The organism is Nioella sp. MMSF_3534, assembly GCF_030732985.1.
GTDB lineage: Bacteria > Pseudomonadota > Alphaproteobacteria > Rhodobacterales > Rhodobacteraceae > Nioella.
Window position 1 is genome coordinate 1 of the sequence record NZ_JASHJX010000060.1, and the last position, 18,699, is coordinate 18,699.

Here is an 18,699-nt window from a genome sequence, read left to right on the forward strand (position 1 = left end):
GCGGCGCAGGCGGTGAGTGCAATGGCTTTTTTCATAATGTCCCCCGTCGTGTTTTCGCGCGAGCGTACTTATGGGGAATGGCTGTGACAACCGCGAATTCCCGCCGCGTAGGGTGGGTTGGCAAGCCATCCTACAGGCCTGCGTGAGTATGGGAGCCAATGAAAAAAAGGACGCCCATACACTTGTTTACTTCCATGAATTATAACCCGGAGCGGGGCGTTCTTTTCAAAGGTGGTCATCCGGCCCGCTGGTGCTCCCCCCATCATTCGCCTCATTGATCAAATACCCCAGCACCCCGACGGCCAGCGCGCCGCCGATGATGCAGATGGCGGGATTGGCCTCGCAATAGGTTGACGACCCCTGGCGGGAGACGATCGCATTGTCGCCAACGGGCACGCCGTTGACAGTGCCGATGTTGGAGCAGCCCGCAAGCAGAGCGGCGCAGGCGGTGAGTGCAATGGCTTTTTTCATAATGTCCCCCGTCGTGTTTTCGCGCGAGCGTACTTATGGGGATTGGCTGTGACAACCGCGAATTACCGCCGTGTAGGGTGGGTTTCCAACCTTCCACCTGCTCGCTCGCACCTCTTAGTGGGCTGGTCGTAGGCTGAAAACCCGCTTCACTCTTGTTTTTGAGCAGTCCCGCGCGGCGCGCTCCATTTGTCATCTACGGTGCTTGACCCCACCTCCCGAACCCCCTAAGAGACCCCATCGGCAAGGCCCCGGATTCGTCCGGGGCTCTGCTTTTGTTCTGAGGCGGCATGCGCCGCCCGGCGGAACACTCACGACGGGCACCTACGGGGGCCTATAACATCAGGGTTTCGCGGCAACTGCCGCAGGACCCGCACAGAAAACGGAAGACAGTAAACATGGCACTCAAGTCGTATAAGCCGACGACGCCGGGCCAGCGTGGGCTGGTTCTGATCGACCGTTCGGAGCTGTGGAAAGGACGTCCTGTCAAGTCCCTCACCGAGGGTCTGACCAAGTCGGGCGGCCGGAACAACACCGGACGGATCACGATGCGCCGCCGCGGCGGTGGGGCAAAGCGTCTCTATCGCATCGTCGATTTCAAGCGGAACAAGTTCGACGTCACCGCGACCGTCGAGCGGATCGAATATGACCCCAACCGGACCGCGTTCATCGCCCTGGTCAAGTACGAAGACGGCGAGCAGGCCTATATCCTCGCGCCGCAGCGTCTGGGACTTGGCGACAAGGTGATCGCGTCGGCCAAGGCCGACATCAAGCCCGGCAACGCGATGCCCTTCTCGGGCATGCCGATCGGGACGATCGTCCATAACATCGAGCTGAAGCCCGGCAAGGGTGGCCAGATCGCACGCGCCGCGGGCACCTATGCCCAGTTCGTCGGCCGCGACGGTGGCTACGCCCAGATCCGCCTGTCCTCGGGCGAGCTTCGCTTGGTGCGTCAGGAGTGCATGGCCACCGTTGGTGCCGTGTCGAACCCGGACAACTCGAACCAGAACATCGGTAAGGCCGGTCGCAACCGCCACAAGGGCATCCGCCCCTCTGTGCGTGGTGTCGTGATGAACCCGGTCGATCACCCCCATGGTGGTGGTGAAGGCCGGACCTCTGGCGGCCGTCACCCGGTGACCCCCTGGGGCAAGCCGACCAAAGGGGCTCGTACCCGCAACAAGAACAAGGCGTCGCAAAAGCTCATCATCCGCTCGCGTCACGCCAAGAAGAAAGGACGCTGATAGATGTCGCGTTCCGTCTGGAAGGGCCCTTTTGTCGACTCCTACGTCCTCAAGAAGGCCGAAAAAGCCCGCGAGTCGGGCCGCAACGAGGTCATCAAGATCTGGTCGCGCCGTTCCACCATTCTGCCCCAGTTCGTGGGCCTTACCTTCGGCGTCTACAATGGCAAGAAGCACGTCCCGGTGAACGTCACCGAGGACATGATCGGCCAGAAGTTCGGTGAATACTCGCCGACGCGGACCTACTATGGTCACGCGGCCGACAAGAAAGCGAAGAGGAAGTAAGCCATGGGCAAGGATAAGAATCCCCGCCGCGTGGCGGATAACGAGGCGATGGCAAAGCTGCGCATGCTGCGCACCAGCCCGCAGAAGCTGAACCTCGTTGCACAGATGATCCGCGGCAAATCCGTGGACAAGGCGCTGGCCGATCTGACCTTCTCGCAGAAGCGGATCGCGCAGGACGTCAAGAAGTGCCTGCAATCCGCAATCGCCAATGCCGAGAATAACCACAATCTCGACGTGGACGAACTGGTCGTTGCCGAAGCCTATGTCGGCAAGAACATGGTCATGAAGCGCGGTCGCCCGCGTGGCCGTGGCCGCTTTGGCCGGATCGTGAAGCCGTTTTCGGAACTCACCATCAAGGTGCGTCAAGTTGAGGAGCAAGCCTAATGGGTCACAAGGTTAATCCGATCGGCATGCGCCTGCAGGTGAACCGCACCTGGGACAGCCGCTGGTATGCAGATACCAAGGACTACGGGAACCTCCTGCTGGAGGACATCAAGATCCGTGAGTTCATCCACGAAGAGTGCAAGCAGGCGGGCGTGTCCCGTGTGATCATCGAGCGTCCGCACCGCAAGTGCCGCGTCACCGTTCACACCGCGCGTCCGGGCGTGATCATCGGCAAGAAAGGCGCCGATATCGAAACCCTGCGCAAGAAGCTCGCGTCGATGACCGCTTCGGAACTGCACCTCAACATCGTCGAGGTCCGCAAGCCCGAGCTGGACGCTGCCCTGGTGGCAGAATCCATCGCGCAGCAGCTGGAACGTCGTGTGTCCTTCCGTCGTGCCATGAAGCGCGCCGTGCAAAATGCCATGCGCATGGGTGCCCTGGGCATCCGCGTGAACGTTGCCGGTCGTCTGGGTGGCGCCGAGATCGCGCGGACCGAATGGTACCGTGAGGGCCGCGTGCCGCTTCACACCCTGCGCGCTGACATCGATTATGCACATGCCGAGGCGTCCACGCCCTACGGCATCATCGGCATCAAGACCTGGATCTTCAAAGGCGAAATCATGGAGCACGATCCGTCGGCTCGTGACCGTCGCGCCGCTGAAGCCCAGGAAGGTGGCGGTCCGCGTCCTCAGGGCGGTGGCCGTGGCCGTCGTGATCGCTAAGGAGTAGAAGAAAATGCTGCAACCGAAGCGCACAAAATTCCGCAAACAGCACAAGGGCCGCATCCGCGGTGAAGCGAAGGGCGGGTCTGACCTGAACTTCGGCACCTACGGCCTGAAGGCGCTGCAACCCGAGCGGGTCACCGCCCGTCAGATCGAAGCCGCCCGTCGGGCCATGACGCGTCACATGAAGCGTCAGGGTCGTGTCTGGATCCGGATCTTCCCCGATCTGCCCGTGACCTCGAAGCCCGTCGAAGTTCGGATGGGTAAAGGTAAGGGTTCGGTCGATTACTGGGCCTGCAAGGTCAAGCCCGGCCGGATCATGTTCGAGATCGACGGCGTGTCCGAGCCGATCGCCCGCGAGGCCCTGCGCCTGGCTGCGATGAAGCTGCCGATCAAGACCCGCACCGTGGTCCGCGAAGACTGGTAATTGGTGGGCAAACTGCCCACCCTACGACATCAAAACCCCCGTCGAGCGATCGGCGGGGGTTTTCCTTTTGCTGCGATCCGGTTTGGGCGAGCCGTTTGACCCTGAGCGGGGCCAAGGCGGTTCGAACCGCCTTCCCACCCGATTTCGAAATCGGGTCAAAGCGCCTTCGAAGGCGCTTCCCCGCGCTCCCCTATCTGTCTCCGAACATATCCCCGAGGCCACCGAGAACCGATCCCTCGCCCTTGCTGCCACCGGGCATCGCGGCGCGCATGACCCGATCGGCGAGGCGAGAGAACGGCAGGCTTTGCAGCCAGACGGTGCCGGGGCCTTTCAGGGTCGCCAAGAACAGCCCTTCGCCGCCGAACACCATGGATTTCAGGTTCCCGGCACGCTCGATATCGTAGCCGACGCTGCCATCCATCGCGGCGAGACAGCCGGTATCGACGCGGAGGGTTTCGCCCGCCGCGAGCTCGCGCTTGATCACCGTACCGCCAACATGAATGAAGGCCATCCCGTCGCCATTCAGTTTCTGCAGGATGAAGCCCTCGCCGCCGAAGAACCCGGCCCCGAGTTTCTTCTGGAAGGCAATACCGGTGGTGGTGCCGAAGGCGGCGCAGAGGAAGGCGTCTTTCTGACAGATCAGCTCGCCACCGATCTCGGACATATCGACCGGGATGATCTTGCCGGGATAGGGGGCCGCGAAGGCCACGCGCTTCTTGCCCTGACCGTTATTGGTGAAATGGGTGAGGAAGATGGATTCCCCCGTCAGCACCCGTTTGCCGACATTGAGCAGCGAATTCATGATCCCGCCCGAGGGCCGCGCGCCATCGCCCATGCGGCTTTCGAAATCGATGCCGTCCTCAAGGTAGTTCATCGCGCCCGCTTCGGCGATCACCTTTTCGCCGGGGTCAAGCTCCACCTCGACGATCTGCATGTCGTCACCAAAGAGCTCGTAGTCGACTTCATGGCATTGCATCGGAAATATCCTTTTGACTGTTGGAAATGAAATCTACCCGGCCAGAGAATTGACGCCGCGGCTTCGGGCGTCAAGTGTCCTGTATCTGGAACCGGGGTCTGCGGTGCGTCCGCTGCCGTTCATCCACAGCCGCCGTATCACGATACGGGGCCGGGCCTCACTCCCACCTGTAGTTGAAACTGACCGAGATGCGTTCCTCTTCGGCCATGTTCATCGGTACCTCGTGGCGCAGCCAGCTTTCCCATAGCAGCACGTCGCCCACATCGGGTTTGACGTAGATGAATGTCTTCAGCTCCTCCCGCGCGCCTTTCCTGCGGGCGGGGGAGGCCATCATCCGTCCTGACCGCGGATCCTCCAGCTTCAATGCGCTGGCCCCGTCTGGCATCGCCACATAGGTTGTGCCGGAAATGACCGAATGCGGGTGCAGGTGGCTGGAATGCATGCCGCCCTCGGGCAGGATGTTGATCCAGAGATCCTCCAGCACCAGTTTGCGGCCATCGAGGTCGAACTCCAGATCCTCGGCAAAGGCCGCCACATGCTGATCGAGCACCTTTACTAGGTCCGCGAAGATTGGGAAGCGCCAGGGAAGGTCAGTGAGCGATGCGTAGGAGGTGTAGCCGGGATAGCCGTTCGCTTCGCACCAGTCCTGCCCCGCCTCGTCATCCTCGGCGATCACGATGCAGGAATTGTCCAGCTCTTGCGGATCGATTTCAGGGGCGAACTCCGACAGGCGGGCGCGGTAGAGGCGGGTCACGAAGAGGGAGGAGATGTTGGGCATGCGCGTGCTATTACCCCAAGGCGCGCCGCCACGCGAGAGCCATCGCAGCCTTATGGTGCAGGTTTTTCAATCTAGCCCTTGCCCCCAAGTCTCAACCCCCCTATAGAGCGGCATCGCACGCTTCCCCGGGTTCGCCCGGGGATTCGTCGTTTGTCATTCATCCACCAGGTCCACGGGTGACCCGACACGGGGCTCGCTGGTGTTTTGAGAGAAGGAAGAAGGCGCATGAACGCCACCGAACTGCGTGACAAGACCCCGGATCAGCTCCGGGACGAGCTCGTCAATCTGAAGAAAGAATCGTTCAACCTGCGGTTTCAGCAGGCCACCGGCCAGCTGGAAAACACCGCGCGCATGCGTCAGGTCCGCCGCGACACTGCCCGCATCATGACGATCCTGAACGAAAAAGCAGCCGCTGCTGCGTCGGCCGAGTAAGAGGAGCCCCTTAGATGCCCAAACGTATCCTTACCGGCACCGTCACCAGCGACAAGAACGAACAGACCGTCACCGTGTCTGTCGAGCGCCGCTTCAAGCACCCCGTGCTGCAGAAAACCATCCGTAAGTCCAAGAAGTACCGGGCTCACGATGCCAACAACACTTTCAAGGTGGGTGATACCGTCCGTATCCAGGAATGTGCCCCCATCTCGAAGTCGAAACGCTGGGAAGTGATCGCGAACTAAGCGATCCCGTTCCAGATTGAACGAAACCCTGGGGGAACAAACAAGACCAGCCCCCACAGGTCGGGAGAAACCACATGATCCAGATGCAGACCAATCTGGATGTCGCTGACAACTCCGGCGCTCGCCGGGTGCAGTGCATCAAGGTCCTGGGTGGTTCCAAGCGTAAATACGCCTCCGTCGGCGACATCATTGTCGTCTCGGTGAAGGAAGCCATCCCGCGCGGCCGCGTGAAGAAAGGGGACGTCCGCAAGGCCGTCGTCGTGCGCACCGCCAAGGAAGTTCGCCGTGAAGACGGCACCGCAATCCGCTTTGACCGCAACGCCGCCGTGATCCTGAACAACGCAGGTGAGCCGGTCGGTACCCGTATCTTCGGGCCGGTTGTGCGCGAACTGCGTGCCAAGAACTTCATGAAGATCATCTCGCTCGCCCCGGAGGTGCTGTAAGATGGCTGCTAAGCTGAAAACCGGCGACAAGGTCGTCGTGCTCGCTGGCAAGGACAAGGGCAAGGAAGGCACCATCGCCTCCGTCGACCCCAAGGCCGGCAAAGCCGTTGTGGATGGCATCAACATGGCCATCCGCCACACCCGTCAGAGCCAGACCGACCAGGGCGGCCGCCTTCCCAAGGCGATGCCGATCCAGCTGTCGAACCTCGCTCTGCTCGACGCAAACGGCAAACCGACCCGCGTTGGCTTCCGCATGGAAGGCGACAAGAAGGTCCGTTACGCCAAGACCACGGGGGACGTGATCGATGCTTGATTCCGCAAACTACACCCCGCGTCTGAAGGCCGCCTACAAGGACAGCATCCGTGCTGCCATGAAGGAAGAGTTCGGCTACAAGAACGACATGCAGATCCCGCGCCTGGACAAGATCGTCCTGAACATCGGCTGCGGGGCCGAAGCGGTTCGCGATTCCAAGAAGGCCAAATCGGCCCAGGAAGACCTGACCGCCATCGCTGGCCAGAAAGCTCTGACCACCACGGCCTCCAAGTCGATCGCCGGTTTCCGGGTTCGTGAAGGCATGCCGCTCGGCGCCAAGGTCACCCTGCGCGGCGACCGCATGTACGAATTCCTCGATCGCCTGATCACGATTGCAATGCCCCGCGTCCGCGACTTCCGTGGCGTGTCGGGCAAATCCTTCGATGGCCGTGGCAACTACGCCATGGGCATGAAGGAACATATCGTGTTCCCCGAGATCAACTTCGACAAGGTCGATGAGGTCTGGGGCATGGATATCGTGATCGCCACCACCGCGAAGACCGACGCGGAAGCCAAGGCGCTGTTGAAGCATTTCAACATGCCGTTCAACAGCTGAGCCGCGGAGAGGAAGTAGAACATGGCTAAGAAAGCAATGATCGAACGCGAACTGAAGCGGGAACGTCTGGTGGCACAATATGCCGCCAAGCGCGCCGCGCTGAAGGAAATCGCGAATGACGAAGAGCGGCCCATGGAAGAGCGGTTCAAGGCGCGCCTGAAACTGGCGAAACTGCCCCGCAACAGCTCTGCCACCCGTCTTCACAACCGTTGCCAGCTGACCGGCCGCCCCAAGGCGTATTACCGCAAGCTGAAAATGTCGCGGATCAAGCTGCGTGACCTGGCCTCGAACGGCCAGATCCCCGGCATGGTCAAGTCGAGCTGGTAAGGAGGGTTTGACATGATGAACGATCCTATCGGTGATATGCTGACCCGTATCCGCAACGCCCAGATGCGTGGCAAGTCGACCGTGTCGACCCCGGCATCGAAGCTGCGCGCATGGGTTCTGGATGTGCTGGCCGACGAAGGCTATATCCGCGGCTACGAACGTGGCACGGATGCAAAGGGCCATCCCACCATCGAAATCAGCCTCAAGTACTATGAAGGCGAGCCTGTGATCCGCGAAGTCAAGCGCGTGTCCAAGCCCGGCCGTCGCGTGTACATGAGCGTCAACGACATCCCGCAGGTCCGTCAGGGCATGGGTGTTTCCATCGTCTCCACGTCCAAGGGCGTGATGTCGGATGCAGCTGCACGTGGCGCCAATGTTGGCGGCGAAGTGCTCTGCACCGTGTTCTAAGGAGGTTTGGCAATGTCTCGTATTGGTAAGAAACCGGTCGAGCTGCCGTCGGGTGTGACTGCATCCGTCTCCGGCCAGACCGTTGAAGTGAAGGGCCCCAAGGGCACCCGCAGCTTCACCGCAACCGACGATGTGACGCTCTCCGTCGAAGACAACGCCGTGTCGGTCACCCCGCGCGGCAAGTCCAAGCGGGCCCGTCAGCAGTGGGGCATGTCCCGCACCCAGGTCGCCAATCTGGTGACCGGCGTGACCGAAGGCTTCAAGAAAGAGCTGGAGATCCAGGGTGTGGGTTACCGCGCGCAGATGCAGGGCAATGTCCTGAAACTGTCGCTCGGCCTGTCGCATGACGTGAATTTCGAGGTTCCCGCCGGGGTCACCGTGACCGCGCCGAAGCCCACTGAAATCATCGTCGAAGGCATCGACCAGCAAGAGGTCGGCCAGGTTGCAGCAAACATCCGCGAATGGCGCAAGCCCGAGCCCTACAAGGGCAAAGGCATCCGCTACAAGGATGAGTACATCTTCCGCAAGGAAGGCAAGAAGAAGTAAGGGCGCGAACAATGGCAAACAGCAAACAAGTCCTGTTCCAGAAACGCCGCCTGCGCGTCCGGAACAAACTGCGGAAAACCGCGAACGGGCGTCCGCGCCTGTCGGTTCACCGTTCGAACAAGAACATCAGCGTGCAGCTGATCGACGACGTGAATGGCGTCACCCTGGCCTCCGCCTCCACTATGGAGAAGGATCTGGGCGTGGTCGGCAAGAACAACGTCGAAGCAGCCACCAAGGTGGGCGCGGCAATTGCCGAGCGTGCCAAGGCCAAAGGCGTCGAAGAATGCTACTTCGACCGTGGCGGCTTCCTCTTCCACGGCAAGGTGAAGGCTCTGGCCGACGCCGCGCGTGAAGGTGGTCTGAAGTTCTAATCACTTGCAGGCGGCTCCGGTCAGGGGCCGCCTCGATGATCGGGGGACAGGCATTGCGCCCGTCCACTGCGATCGACGCAACCGGCGCAAAGCGCGCCACCTGAAAGAGGATGCCAATCAATGGCAGAACGTGAACAGCGCCGCGGCCGCCGCCGCGAAGAGCGCGAAGAAACCCCGGAATTCGCTGACCGCCTGGTCGCGATCAACCGTGTGTCCAAAACCGTTAAAGGTGGTAAGCGCTTTGGCTTCGCCGCCCTCGTGGTTGTGGGCGACCAGCGTGGCCGCGTCGGCTTCGGCAAGGGCAAGGCCAAAGAGGTGCCCGAGGCGATCCGCAAGGCGACCGAGCAGGCCAAGCGCCAGCTGATCCGTGTGCCGCTGAAGGAAGGCCGCACCCTGCATCACGACGTCAAGGGCCATCACGGCGCCGGCAAGGTGACCATGCGCACCGCACCGGAAGGTACCGGTATCATCGCCGGTGGTCCGATGCGCGCCGTGTTCGAGATGCTGGGCGTCAAGGACGTGGTTGCCAAGTCGACCGGGTCCCAGAACCCCTACAACATGATCCGCGCCACGCTGGACGGTCTCCGCAACGAGTCCTCCCCGCGTATGGTTGCGGCGCGCCGTGGCAAGAAAGTGGCCGACATCCTGCGCAAGCCGGAAGCCGAAGCCACCGCCGAAGCCGCTGACTCGTAAGGAGACGCACCCATGGCAAAAACCATCGTCGTCAAGCAGATCGGCTCTCCGATCCGCCGCCCCGCCATCCAGCGCCAGACGCTGATCGGCCTGGGCCTGAACAAGATGCACAAGACCCGCGAACTGGAAGACACCCCTTCCGTCCGTGGCATGATCGCCAAGATCCCGCATATGGTCGAAATCATCGAAGAGCGCGACTAAGCTACCTTGTGTTGTATGCGGCGTGTGACGTGCAATTCCGTAGCGGTAGACTCGCGACGGATTAGTGGTCTATAAAGGAAACTGATGTATTTTTGCAACGACCACGCTTGTGCAGCGCGATAGCTACTGGAAATCTGACTTTTTTGATCTGAATGACTGATGATCTGGAGTAGGTTCCGGTATGAATTGTTGGAGATTGAAATGAGTACGGAAACACAGGGCCACTCGGAGATTGGTTTGGCTCGCCGTTTGGAAACCGGCAACGCAGCCCTAGGGTTCTCTGATAACACAGATGTTGCGGTTCGGAAGTTCCCCAATCCTAGCGACTTCATAGAGAGAGTTTGCAAGAGAGTCTCCGAAGCTCCGTCGTTGTAGACTAGACGATCTCAAAAAGAATGATTATGCCCGCCTATTGGCGGGCATTATTTGTGTTGAGGGGCAGGAAGGGAGCTGGGTATTGACACGAGTGGAAGAAATTTTGCATCCGTTTCCAGACGCGGAGAGCTTTTGTGCAGCCCTCAAGGCCGTTGGCAAAGAGTACTTTTCGAAGTACAATTTTACTGTCGAATGGAGTGATGCATCACTTCTGGATGCGCATGCATTCTGGGTAGCCGAAGTGCAAAGATGTGCACGGGAAATAAACCCCATGCAGCGATCAAGAGCCACTAGTGGATTGGCTTCATCGGTGCCTAGCCAGTTAAAGAAGGCGGGCGCGCTCACTTCTGCTGTCAATCGGACCAAGCCCATCCGTTCTTTGAGCCCAAAGCTCACCTACGACTTCGTAGAAAAATCTCCGTTTCAAAGGGACGTGGTAGAGCTATACCCAAGTGAATTACTCTCCTTCGAGCTCGCTCGCCACATGCTACTTGAGGCAGAACAAGGCCGCCCAAATCTTGCAGAGTTTGAGGACTTTTTGACCTGTACACAACTGTCGGAGGAAGAGATATTCTCTGAGGCCTTTATCAATGACATTTGCTTCTTCCTTAGATCTCGTGCGCCCTCCGCTACGTCCATGTACATGATGTACCGGGCGGTCTTTGCGATGTCATACGCTTGGAGAAAAAAGAATTTCGAAGGGCACGCCGCTCAGTAGACAACTCTTGCAGGTTGGCATTTTTGACCTCTTGATACCCCGATTTCGATGAAGCGCCCCGGTCGACAGGCCGGGGCGTTTTCTATTGCACAGCCTTTGCGGCGTCAGCCTCTGCGATCTTCTCGTGAAACTGTTCGGGCCGGTTGCCGGACGGGTAGGGCTCGGATGGCACGTCGCAGCCCAGAAACGTGCAAAGCGGCTCCCATCCGCTGCCAAGCTCATAGGTCAGCAGGCGCTCGGGCGGGATCCTGGCCTTCACCTGCGCAACGTGATCCTCGTAGACGCCAATGATATGGTCCCGGTCGTCCAGCCTGCCTGAGAAGACCTTGTCGCGGATCACGACGCAGCCGAAGCTTTCCCGGTCGGTGCTATCGCGCAATACCGGCAGAATGGTGTTCTGCATGCTGTTGAACCAGCTATCTGCATCCCGAACGGACAGGATGATCTTGGCCTCCGGGTAGTGATCCGCCAGCACGTCCCAGTAATGCGTCGAGGGCCAATCGACCGTGGATTGGTAGCCGCTGAAAACCGTCGCCCAATCGGGCTCCGCGCCCGCCGCAATGGCCCGCCACTGCTGGTTCAACCCGGGTCGTGCCATGACCTCATGCATATGGTGACACGGGCCGAAGCCCAAAATCTCCAATGCGCGCTTCAGAGATTCCGTCCCAGTTCGGCCAAACCCGGCCCCGATGATCTGTAACGCCATTTGCCCCCCTTTTCGCCAAGCCTAGCGGGGTTCGGGCGCATTGCTAAGGAAAATCGAAAGGCTGCTCAGGGACGTTTGTCGGTAAAACTCACCCCAAGCCGCGCCAGCCGGCTATCGACGAAACCGCGTTCCTCATCGGTCAGCCGCTGATGCCGGGGATAGACGGGGTCCTCCCGGTCCCGGCAGATGGGCATGTCCCAACCATGGGTGGTGGCGAAGAAGCGGTCCGCCCCCTCGACGCCAAATTCCCGCAGATAGCCCTGCACCACCACATCCAGATAGCTCTGCAGCAGGACATGGTCGCCGGTTTCTTCTATATGATCCGCGCTCGCGCGATAGATCTGGATATCGGGCAGGGGCGGGTGGCTGTGTCGGATCTCCAGAACCGGTAACCGGTGATAGGCGCGTTCGCGTTCATCCAGCGCCACCCAATCGGCCCCCGGCACGGCGGCGATCAGCCCGTCGATTTCCTCGCCATGCGCCTCCACCGCCGTCAGGAAGGCCACCCGTCGAAGCTTGGATTTTTTCCATTCACGCGCCCACCCGGTCACCGTCGCCTTGGCGGCGCGGGGATAAGTGTGGGTGGATCGGTTCACAAGGCTGCCGTAGCCAAAAAAGAACGGGTCTGACATGAGGTAAGAAATGCCCGCGTATGCGGTTGCATGCAAGGGCTTGCCGGAATCAAAAAGATCGGTATTCTGCCCCTCGTTCAAGCAGGGAGAATCCGGTTCCGTACCGGTGCCGAAGGAGCAACCGCCCCGGTAAACTCTCAGGCGCCAGGACCTGCTCGAACATCGAAACTCTGGAGAGAGGCGCGTGTTGCGTCCGCCGAAGGGATAACGATCTCAGGCGAAAGGACAGAGGGGGCATCGTGACGTGCGGATTACGCATGTTTTAGCGATGCCGGGCCAGCCCCGGTCGATGAAAAGGGGAGGCCGCATGAGCGATCTGAAACACTTGCCGCTGAAGGCGCTGCACGAGGCGCAGGGCGCCAAGATGGTGCCGTTCGCGGGCTATGAAATGCCGGTGCAGTTTGCCGCCGGGGTCATGGCGGAACATCAGCACACACGCGAAAAGGCGGGTCTGTTTGACGTCAGCCATATGGGTCAGGTTCTGCTGCCCTTGTCGGCGGATGCGGCGTTGGAGGCTCTGGTTCCGGTCGATGTGATCGGCCTGAAAGAAGGCCGCCAGCGCTATGGCCTTTTCACCAACGACGCGGGCGGGGTGCTGGATGACCTCATGATCGCGCGGCGGGCGGGGGATCTGTTCCTTGTCGTCAACGCCTCGCGCAAGGAACATGACATCGCCCATATGCGCGCCGCCATAGACGGTGTTCAGGAAGTGACCGACCGCGCGCTGCTGGCGCTGCAAGGGCCGCTGGCGGAAACCGCACTGGCGCGGATGGTGCCGTCTGTTGCGGACATGAAGTTCATGGACGTGGCGCAGGTGGCGTGGAACGGGGTGGAGCTGTGGATTTCCCGCTCGGGTTATACCGGCGAGGACGGGTTCGAGATCTCGGTCCCGGCTGATGCCGCCGAAGGTTTCGCCTCCGCCCTGCTGGAAATGGATGAAGTCATGCCCATTGGCCTCGGCGCCCGCGACAGCCTGCGAATGGAGGCGGGGATGCCGCTTTATGGCAATGACCTGACCGAGGAGATTTCCCCCATCGAGGCCGGGATGACCTGGGCCGTGAACAAGGTGCGCCGCGCAGGTGGCGACCGAGAGGGCGGCTTCCCCGGTGCGGACCGTATCCTGAACGAAATGCAGAATGGTGCAGCGCGCCGCCGCGTGGGCCTGCGCCCCGAGGGCCGCGCGCCGATGCGCGGTGGCGTGCCGCTCTTTGATGCGGCCGAGGGCGGCAACCAGATCGGTGTGATCACCTCCGGCGGCTTCGGCCCCTCGGTCGGTGCGCCGATTGCCATGGGGATTATTGTCAGCGCCGTCCCCGCGGACATTACGCTTTACGGCGAGGTTCGCGGCAAGCGCCTGCCTGCCATCCAGACCGACTTGCCGTTCCATAAACCCGATTACAAACGCTGATCCAACGAAAGGGAGAGACCCAATGAAATTCACCGAAGAACATGAATGGCTGCGCGCCGATGGCGATGTTGTCACCGTGGGCATCACCGAACATGCCGCCACCGCCCTTGGCGACGTGGTGTTTGTCGAACTGCCCGAGGCCGGCACCCAGGTGGCCAAGGATGATGACATCGTGGTGATCGAATCCGTCAAGGCGGCCTCTGACATCATGGCACCGCTCGATGGTGAGATCGTGGAAGTGAACGACGCGCTCGCCGACAACCCCGGCATGGTCAATGACGACCCCATGGGCGAGGCGTGGTTCTTCAAGATCAAGGCGACCGACCTCTCGCAGATGGACGAGTACATGGACGAAGACGCCTATAAAGAGATGATCGACTGAGGAGAGACCCAGATGGCCTTCACCCCCACGGATTACAAACCCTACGACTTCGCCAACCGCCGCCACATCGGCCCTTCGCCCTCGGAAATGGCGGAGATGTTCGAGGTGCTGGGGGTGAAGGATCTGGATGAGCTGATCGAACAGACCGTTCCGGCCAGCCTGCGTCAGGACAAGCCGCTCGATTTCGGCAAGCCAATGTCGGAACGGCAGTTGCTTTACCACATGCGGCAGGTGGCCAAGAAGAACAAGGTCTTCTCCACCATGATCGGGCAGGGCTTTTACGGCACCGTCTGCCCGCCCGCGATCCAGCGTAACATTCTGGAAAACCCGGCATGGTACACGGCCTATACGCCCTACCAGCCGGAAATCAGCCAGGGCCGGCTTGAGGCGCTGCTGAATTACCAGACCATGGTGACGGACCTGACCGGTCTGGATATCGCCAACGCGTCCCTGCTGGATGAGGCGACGGCGGCGGCCGAGGCGATGACCATGGCGCAGCGCGTGTCCAAGTCGAAGGCCACCGGTTTCTTCGTCGATGAAAACTGCCACCCGCAGAACATCGCCGTGATGCAGACCCGCGCCGCGCCTTTGGGCATCGAGATCATCGTGGGTTGCCCGAACGATCTGGACCCTCAGGCCGTGTTTGGCGCGGTGTTCCAGTATCCGGGCACCTATGGCCATGTGCGCGACTTCACCGACGAGATTGCCCGCCTGCACGAGGCCAAGGCCATCGGCATCGTCATCGCCGACCCGCTGGCGCTGACCGTGCTGAAGGAACCGGGTGCCATGGGCGCGGATATCGCTGTAGGCTCCACGCAGCGCTTTGGCGTACCCATGGGCTTTGGTGGCCCCTCGGCGGCCTACATGGCCTGCAAGGACGCCTGTAAGCGCAACATGCCGGGCCGGATTGTCGGTGTATCCATCGACGCGCAGGGCAACCCCGCCTACCGCCTGTCGCTGCAAACCCGCGAACAGCATATCCGGCGCGAGAAAGCCACGTCGAATGTCTGCACCGCGCAGGCGCTTTTGGCCAATATGGCCAGCTTCTACGCCGTGTTCCACGGGCCGGAGGGGTTGAAGGCCATCGCACAGCGCGTGCATCGCAAGGCCGTGCGCGTGGCGCGCGGGCTGGAGGAGAAGGGCTTCAAGGTCGAGCCAGAGGCGTTCTTCGACACGATCACCGTGGATGTAGGCCCGCTGCAGGGCGCGATCATCGACGCCGCCCGGCGGGAGCGGATCAATGTCCGCAAGATCGGCAACACCCGGATCGGGATTTCGCTGGACGAAACCACGCGGCCCGAAACCGTCGAACGTCTGTGGCGTGCCTTCGGTATCCATGACCGAAAGGCGGGTCTGACAGCGGAATACCGCATCCCGGACGCTCTGCTGCGCCAGTCGGACTATCTGACTCACCCGATCTTCCACCTCAACCGGGCAGAAACCGAGATGATGCGCTATATGCGCCGTCTGGCGGACCGGGACCTGGCGCTGGATCGCGCGATGATCCCGCTCGGGTCATGCACCATGAAGCTCAACGCCGCGGCCGAAATGATGCCGATCACCTGGCCCGAGTTTTCCAACATGCACCCCTTTGCCCCGGCAGACCAGGCTGAGGGCTATGCGGAACTGGCCAAGGACTTGTCGGCGCAGCTCTGCCAGATCACCGGCTATGACGCGATGAGCCTGCAGCCCAACTCGGGCGCGCAAGGGGAATATGCGGGACTGCTGACCATTCAGGCCTATCACCGCGCGAACGGTCAGGGAGATCGCAACATCTGCCTGATCCCCGTGTCTGCCCACGGCACCAACCCGGCCTCGGCGCATATGTGCGACATGAAGGTCGTGGTGGTGAAGTCGGCAGAAAACGGCGATATCGACGTGGAGGATTTCCGCGCAAAAGCGGAAGCGGCGGGCGACAAGCTGGCGGCCTGCATGATCACCTACCCCTCGACCCACGGCGTGTTCGAGGAAACGGTGCGCGAGGTGTGCCAGATCACCCATGACCATGGCGGCCAGGTCTATATCGACGGGGCCAACATGAACGCCATGGTGGGTCTGGTGCGTCCCGGCGATATCGGCGGGGATGTCAGCCACCTGAACCTGCACAAGACCTTCTGCATTCCGCATGGCGGCGGCGGCCCCGGCATGGGCCCCATCGGCGTCAAGGCGCATCTGGCCCCGCATCTGCCGGGCCACCCGGAAACCGGGGGGGAACAAGGGCCGGTTTCGGCGGCTCCGCTCGGGTCTGCCTCGATCCTGCCGATCTCCTGGGCCTATATCCTGATGATGGGCGGCGAGGGGCTGACACAGGCGACGAAGGTGGCGATCCTCAACGCCAACTACATCGCCAAGCGGCTGGAAGGGGCCTATGACGTGCTGTTCAAGGGGCATGCGGGCCGGGTTGCACATGAATGCATCCTCGACACCCGTCCCTTCGCGGACAGCGCCCATGTGACCGTCGACGACATTGCCAAGCGGCTGATCGACAACGGCTTCCACGCGCCGACGATGAGCTGGCCGGTGGCGGGCACGCTGATGGTCGAGCCGACGGAGTCGGAAACCAAGGCGGAACTGGACCGCTTCATCACCGCCATGCTCTCGATCCGCGATGAAATCGCAGCCATCGAGAAGGGCGAGATGGATGCGGAGAACAACCCGCTCAAGCACGCGCCGCACACGGTGAATGCGCTGATCGGGGACTGGGACCGGCCCTATAGCCGTGAACAGGGCTGTTTCCCTCCGGGCAGCTTCCGGGTGGACAAGTACTGGCCGCCAGTGGGTCGGGTGGACAATGCCTATGGCGACCGGCATCTGATCTGCACCTGCCCGCCGCTGGAGGAGTATCTGGACGCGGCAGAGTGAACCAAGGAAGGCGCCGGCATCCCCGGCGCCTTTTTCGTTAGCGGGCGTTGAAGCGGCGGCGCAGTTGCGCCAGCGTGTATTGCTTTTCCACCGGCCCGTGTTCTTCCGGGTAGAAACCGGGATCGGACGGCAGACAACCCCGCCCGCAGACCTGATACATGAACCCGGTCTGGCCGTTGATGAACCACAGCCGCCCGCCGGGGGTCGCCACCCAGCCATTCACGCCACGGGCCATGTCGCCCTCGACGTCGATGGTTGAGGGAACCTCGCCGTCATAACCGGGTGCCCAGGCCGCATGGGTGTGCCAGGACGAAATGATCTGAAATCCCGGCTCGACCGGGATCATCCCGCAAGACGCTTCGCCCCCCCAACTGACCTTGCTGACATCCAGCTGCCCCGAGGGTGTGCGCACGATATAGCCGCAGACCTCGCGGTTATGGGTGATCGACTGGGGGTTCATGTTGCGCAGAAGGGCATGGACCAGCTCTGTCTCCTCGACGCTTTGCGCCTGTGCGGCGGGGACGGTCAGGGCGAGGGCCAGAAGCGCGGAAATGAGGCGCATGGGGAACTCCAATTCTCTCAATCTCATGAAAAGATAGGGGCAGCCGGGGCGTGATGCCAGCCTTGTTTGTCCCCGGCTGCGGTGCCACTCTGGCAATGGCTTAGGAAAGGCAGGCGAGATGAACGACCAGAGAACAGAGCCCAAGGGCGATCTGACCCTGCGCACGGTGGCGATGCCCGCCGACATGAACGGCAATGGCGATATCTTCGGCGGATGGGTGCTGAGCCAGATGGATATCGCCTGCGGTATCCTCGCCCGCGAACGCGCACGCGGGCGCTGCACCACGGTGGCCGTCGATGCAATGAAGTTCATCCGCCCCGTTGCCGTGGGCGATGTGCTGAGCGTCTACACTCGGATCGGGCGAGTGGGTCGCACCTCGATGGGGATCGAGGTCGAAGCATGGGTCAAACGCGGCGCGGTTGGTGAACGCGAAAAGGTGACCGAGGCGCTCTTTACCTTCGTTGCCATTGACGAAGAGGGCAGGCCAAGGCCGGTGCCCGCGTCCGAGACCTAGGGGATCTCGACCCGCCGACGGTCGATCTGCACCGCGCCCGATGCATCGGTCGTGACGATAAACAGGTCGCCATATTCCACGGGCGGTGGCCCTTCCAGGTCTAGCGTTTCCCAGATGTCGCGCAGATTGCCACTATTGCCGACCCAGACGACGCTTCGTCCCGCAGACAGTCGGGCAATGCGCCGGGCGATCTGATCCACGGAAACACGCGTGATTTCAAGGCCTTTGGCACGCGCCAGGGGCTCGGCCGTATCAAGGTTGCGCTGAATGCCGGGGCTGTAGATTGCGTCAATTTCCACGCTCTCCAGGGCATCGGCGAAGGCTGCTGCGCGGGCGATCCCCTGCGGTGTGAGGTTCTCGTCGACCCGATCGGCATGTCTGTAGATGATCAGACGGCTGTTCGGCGCCAGACTATGACCTGTGACGCGCGACAGTGGAGAGCAAGCCGCCGCCGCTCCGAGTGCGGTGAACAATAAACCACGTCTGCTGATTGCAAGCATATCTTTCCCCCGTTTCGTATTGGGGATCGAAGGTAGCATGGATGGGAAAGCTTTCAAAATGCCGCTTCGTTTTCAGGCATCTTGACGGAAAAACCCCCGGAAGACGGGGATCTTCCGGGGGTACAGTCAACAACAGGCAGGGACTGCTCAGATCATCGCCCAATCGGTGAAGCGAAACCCCGTGGGGCGCTTCGTGCCCTTTTGGCCATTGGTCCGGTGGGAGGGGC

General features: G+C 61.4%; 28 protein-coding genes and 1 riboswitch. Of the genes, 21 read left to right on the top strand and 7 right to left on the bottom strand.

Annotation, left to right across the window (positions count from 1 at the left end):
* Positions 1-225: 225 nt before the first annotated feature.
* The gene (locus RBB16_RS18505) at positions 226-471 is read right to left on the bottom strand and encodes a hypothetical protein (RefSeq protein WP_306047547.1); all 246 of its coding nucleotides are present in this window, start codon (positions 469-471) and stop codon (positions 226-228) included.
* A gap of 395 nt (positions 472-866) precedes the next feature.
* Here RBB16_RS18505 and rplB point away from each other — a divergent pair, with 395 nt between their 5' ends.
* From rplB to rplP, 5 genes are read left to right on the top strand one after another with little or no spacing between them, the layout of a single operon-like run.
* On the top strand, positions 867-1,709 hold the full coding sequence (rplB, locus tag RBB16_RS18510) for a 50S ribosomal protein L2 (protein WP_306047548.1): 843 nt from the start codon (positions 867-869) through the stop codon (positions 1,707-1,709).
* Positions 1,710-1,712: 3 nt separating this feature from the next.
* Positions 1,713-1,991 carry a 30S ribosomal protein S19 gene (gene rpsS, locus RBB16_RS18515; RefSeq protein WP_071688954.1) on the top strand — a complete coding sequence of 93 codons (279 nt, stop codon included), beginning with the start codon at positions 1,713-1,715 and terminating at the stop codon, positions 1,989-1,991.
* Positions 1,992-1,994: 3 nt separating this feature from the next.
* Positions 1,995-2,375: a 50S ribosomal protein L22 gene (gene rplV / locus RBB16_RS18520; protein ID WP_071688953.1), complete on the top strand. Its 381-nt coding sequence runs from the start codon at positions 1,995-1,997 to the stop codon at positions 2,373-2,375.
* Positions 2,375-3,097 carry a 30S ribosomal protein S3 gene (rpsC, locus tag RBB16_RS18525; protein WP_306047549.1) on the top strand — a complete coding sequence of 241 codons (723 nt, stop codon included), beginning with the start codon at positions 2,375-2,377 and terminating at the stop codon, positions 3,095-3,097. The genes rplV and rpsC overlap by 1 nt, the downstream gene beginning before the upstream one ends.
* 13 nt (positions 3,098-3,110) lie before the next feature.
* The gene (gene rplP / locus RBB16_RS18530) at positions 3,111-3,524 is read left to right on the top strand and encodes a 50S ribosomal protein L16 (RefSeq protein ID WP_071688951.1); all 414 of its coding nucleotides are present in this window, start codon (positions 3,111-3,113) and stop codon (positions 3,522-3,524) included.
* Positions 3,525-3,714: 190 nt separating this feature from the next.
* Here the strand turns inward: rplP and RBB16_RS18535 are convergent, their stop codons facing one another.
* The gene (locus RBB16_RS18535; RefSeq protein ID WP_306047550.1) at positions 3,715-4,500 is read right to left on the bottom strand and encodes a TIGR00266 family protein; all 786 of its coding nucleotides are present in this window, start codon (positions 4,498-4,500) and stop codon (positions 3,715-3,717) included.
* Between the two features lie 157 nt (positions 4,501-4,657).
* Positions 4,658-5,278, bottom strand: a complete 621-nt coding sequence (locus RBB16_RS18540; RefSeq protein WP_306047551.1) for a 2OG-Fe(II) oxygenase family protein — start codon at positions 5,276-5,278, stop codon at positions 4,658-4,660.
* 225 nt (positions 5,279-5,503) lie between these two features.
* On the opposite strand from RBB16_RS18540, the gene rpmC reads away from it, so the two are divergent.
* From rpmC to RBB16_RS18600, 12 genes are all read left to right on the top strand, one after another.
* The gene (gene rpmC / locus RBB16_RS18545) at positions 5,504-5,710 is read left to right on the top strand and encodes a 50S ribosomal protein L29 (protein ID WP_071688948.1); all 207 of its coding nucleotides are present in this window, start codon (positions 5,504-5,506) and stop codon (positions 5,708-5,710) included.
* 14 nt (positions 5,711-5,724) lie between these two features.
* Entirely contained in the window at positions 5,725-5,955 is a 231-nt protein-coding gene (gene rpsQ / locus RBB16_RS18550; protein WP_071688947.1) for a 30S ribosomal protein S17, read from the top strand.
* Positions 5,956-6,029: 74 nt separating this feature from the next.
* Complete coding sequence (rplN, locus tag RBB16_RS18555; RefSeq protein ID WP_007427594.1) at positions 6,030-6,398, top strand: 50S ribosomal protein L14; 369 nt, start codon at positions 6,030-6,032, stop codon at positions 6,396-6,398.
* A gap of 1 nt (position 6,399) precedes the next feature.
* Positions 6,400-6,711 carry a 50S ribosomal protein L24 gene (gene rplX / locus RBB16_RS18560; protein ID WP_306047552.1) on the top strand — a complete coding sequence of 104 codons (312 nt, stop codon included), beginning with the start codon at positions 6,400-6,402 and terminating at the stop codon, positions 6,709-6,711.
* Complete coding sequence (gene rplE, locus RBB16_RS18565) at positions 6,704-7,267, top strand: 50S ribosomal protein L5 (RefSeq protein ID WP_071688945.1); 564 nt, start codon at positions 6,704-6,706, stop codon at positions 7,265-7,267. Before rplX ends, rplE begins: the two co-directional genes overlap by 8 nt.
* A 21-nt stretch (positions 7,268-7,288) precedes the next feature.
* On the top strand, positions 7,289-7,594 hold the full coding sequence (gene rpsN, locus RBB16_RS18570; RefSeq protein WP_071688944.1) for a 30S ribosomal protein S14: 306 nt from the start codon (positions 7,289-7,291) through the stop codon (positions 7,592-7,594).
* Positions 7,595-7,609: 15 nt separating this feature from the next.
* Entirely contained in the window at positions 7,610-8,002 is a 393-nt protein-coding gene (rpsH, locus tag RBB16_RS18575) for a 30S ribosomal protein S8 (protein ID WP_071688975.1), read from the top strand.
* 12 nt (positions 8,003-8,014) lie between these two features.
* Positions 8,015-8,548 carry a 50S ribosomal protein L6 gene (gene rplF / locus RBB16_RS18580; protein ID WP_071688943.1) on the top strand — a complete coding sequence of 178 codons (534 nt, stop codon included), beginning with the start codon at positions 8,015-8,017 and terminating at the stop codon, positions 8,546-8,548.
* Positions 8,549-8,559: 11 nt separating this feature from the next.
* Positions 8,560-8,919 (top strand): 50S ribosomal protein L18, encoded by a 360-nt coding sequence (gene rplR / locus RBB16_RS18585; protein WP_071688942.1) that lies wholly within the window; start codon positions 8,560-8,562, stop codon positions 8,917-8,919.
* A gap of 120 nt (positions 8,920-9,039) precedes the next feature.
* Complete coding sequence (gene rpsE, locus RBB16_RS18590) at positions 9,040-9,612, top strand: 30S ribosomal protein S5 (protein WP_071688941.1); 573 nt, start codon at positions 9,040-9,042, stop codon at positions 9,610-9,612.
* A 12-nt stretch (positions 9,613-9,624) separates the two neighbouring features.
* Positions 9,625-9,813 (top strand): 50S ribosomal protein L30, encoded by a 189-nt coding sequence (gene rpmD, locus RBB16_RS18595; RefSeq protein ID WP_071688940.1) that lies wholly within the window; start codon positions 9,625-9,627, stop codon positions 9,811-9,813.
* 457 nt (positions 9,814-10,270) lie between these two features.
* Positions 10,271-10,906 carry a hypothetical protein gene (locus RBB16_RS18600; protein WP_306047553.1) on the top strand — a complete coding sequence of 212 codons (636 nt, stop codon included), beginning with the start codon at positions 10,271-10,273 and terminating at the stop codon, positions 10,904-10,906.
* A gap of 82 nt (positions 10,907-10,988) precedes the next feature.
* Here RBB16_RS18600 and RBB16_RS18605 read toward each other — a convergent pair whose 3' ends face one another.
* Both RBB16_RS18605 and RBB16_RS18610 read right to left on the bottom strand, forming a co-directional pair.
* A complete protein-coding gene (locus RBB16_RS18605) occupies positions 10,989-11,612 on the bottom strand; it encodes a sulfotransferase family protein (RefSeq protein WP_306047554.1) in 624 nt (207 codons plus the stop codon).
* Between the two features lie 65 nt (positions 11,613-11,677).
* A complete protein-coding gene (locus RBB16_RS18610) occupies positions 11,678-12,244 on the bottom strand; it encodes a gamma-glutamylcyclotransferase family protein (RefSeq protein ID WP_306047555.1) in 567 nt (188 codons plus the stop codon).
* Between the two features lie 73 nt (positions 12,245-12,317).
* Positions 12,318-12,407: riboswitch (glycine riboswitch) on the top strand.
* 144 nt (positions 12,408-12,551) lie between these two features.
* On the opposite strand from RBB16_RS18610, the gene gcvT reads away from it, so the two are divergent.
* Genes gcvT through gcvP form a run of 3 tightly spaced genes read left to right on the top strand, consistent with a single transcriptional unit; the run spans position 12,552 to position 16,896 of the window.
* Positions 12,552-13,652, top strand: a complete 1,101-nt coding sequence (gcvT, locus tag RBB16_RS18615; RefSeq protein ID WP_306047556.1) for a glycine cleavage system aminomethyltransferase GcvT — start codon at positions 12,552-12,554, stop codon at positions 13,650-13,652.
* A gap of 22 nt (positions 13,653-13,674) precedes the next feature.
* Positions 13,675-14,034, top strand: coding sequence for a glycine cleavage system protein GcvH (gcvH, locus tag RBB16_RS18620; RefSeq protein WP_306047557.1), 360 nt, complete (start codon positions 13,675-13,677; stop codon positions 14,032-14,034).
* A 12-nt stretch (positions 14,035-14,046) separates the two neighbouring features.
* Positions 14,047-16,896: an aminomethyl-transferring glycine dehydrogenase gene (gene gcvP, locus RBB16_RS18625; protein WP_306047558.1), complete on the top strand. Its 2,850-nt coding sequence runs from the start codon at positions 14,047-14,049 to the stop codon at positions 16,894-16,896.
* Between the two features lie 37 nt (positions 16,897-16,933).
* Here the strand turns inward: gcvP and RBB16_RS18630 are convergent, their stop codons facing one another.
* Positions 16,934-17,458 carry a DUF4329 domain-containing protein gene (locus RBB16_RS18630; protein WP_071688935.1) on the bottom strand — a complete coding sequence of 175 codons (525 nt, stop codon included), beginning with the start codon at positions 17,456-17,458 and terminating at the stop codon, positions 16,934-16,936.
* A 118-nt stretch (positions 17,459-17,576) separates the two neighbouring features.
* On the opposite strand from RBB16_RS18630, the gene yciA reads away from it, so the two are divergent.
* Entirely contained in the window at positions 17,577-17,972 is a 396-nt protein-coding gene (gene yciA, locus RBB16_RS18635; protein ID WP_306047559.1) for an acyl-CoA thioester hydrolase YciA, read from the top strand.
* Here yciA and RBB16_RS18640 read toward each other — a convergent pair.
* On the bottom strand, positions 17,969-18,472 hold the full coding sequence (locus RBB16_RS18640; protein ID WP_306047560.1) for a histidine phosphatase family protein: 504 nt from the start codon (positions 18,470-18,472) through the stop codon (positions 17,969-17,971). The two genes, yciA and RBB16_RS18640, sit on opposite strands and share 4 nt — an antisense overlap.
* Positions 18,473-18,699: the final 227 nt, after the last annotated feature.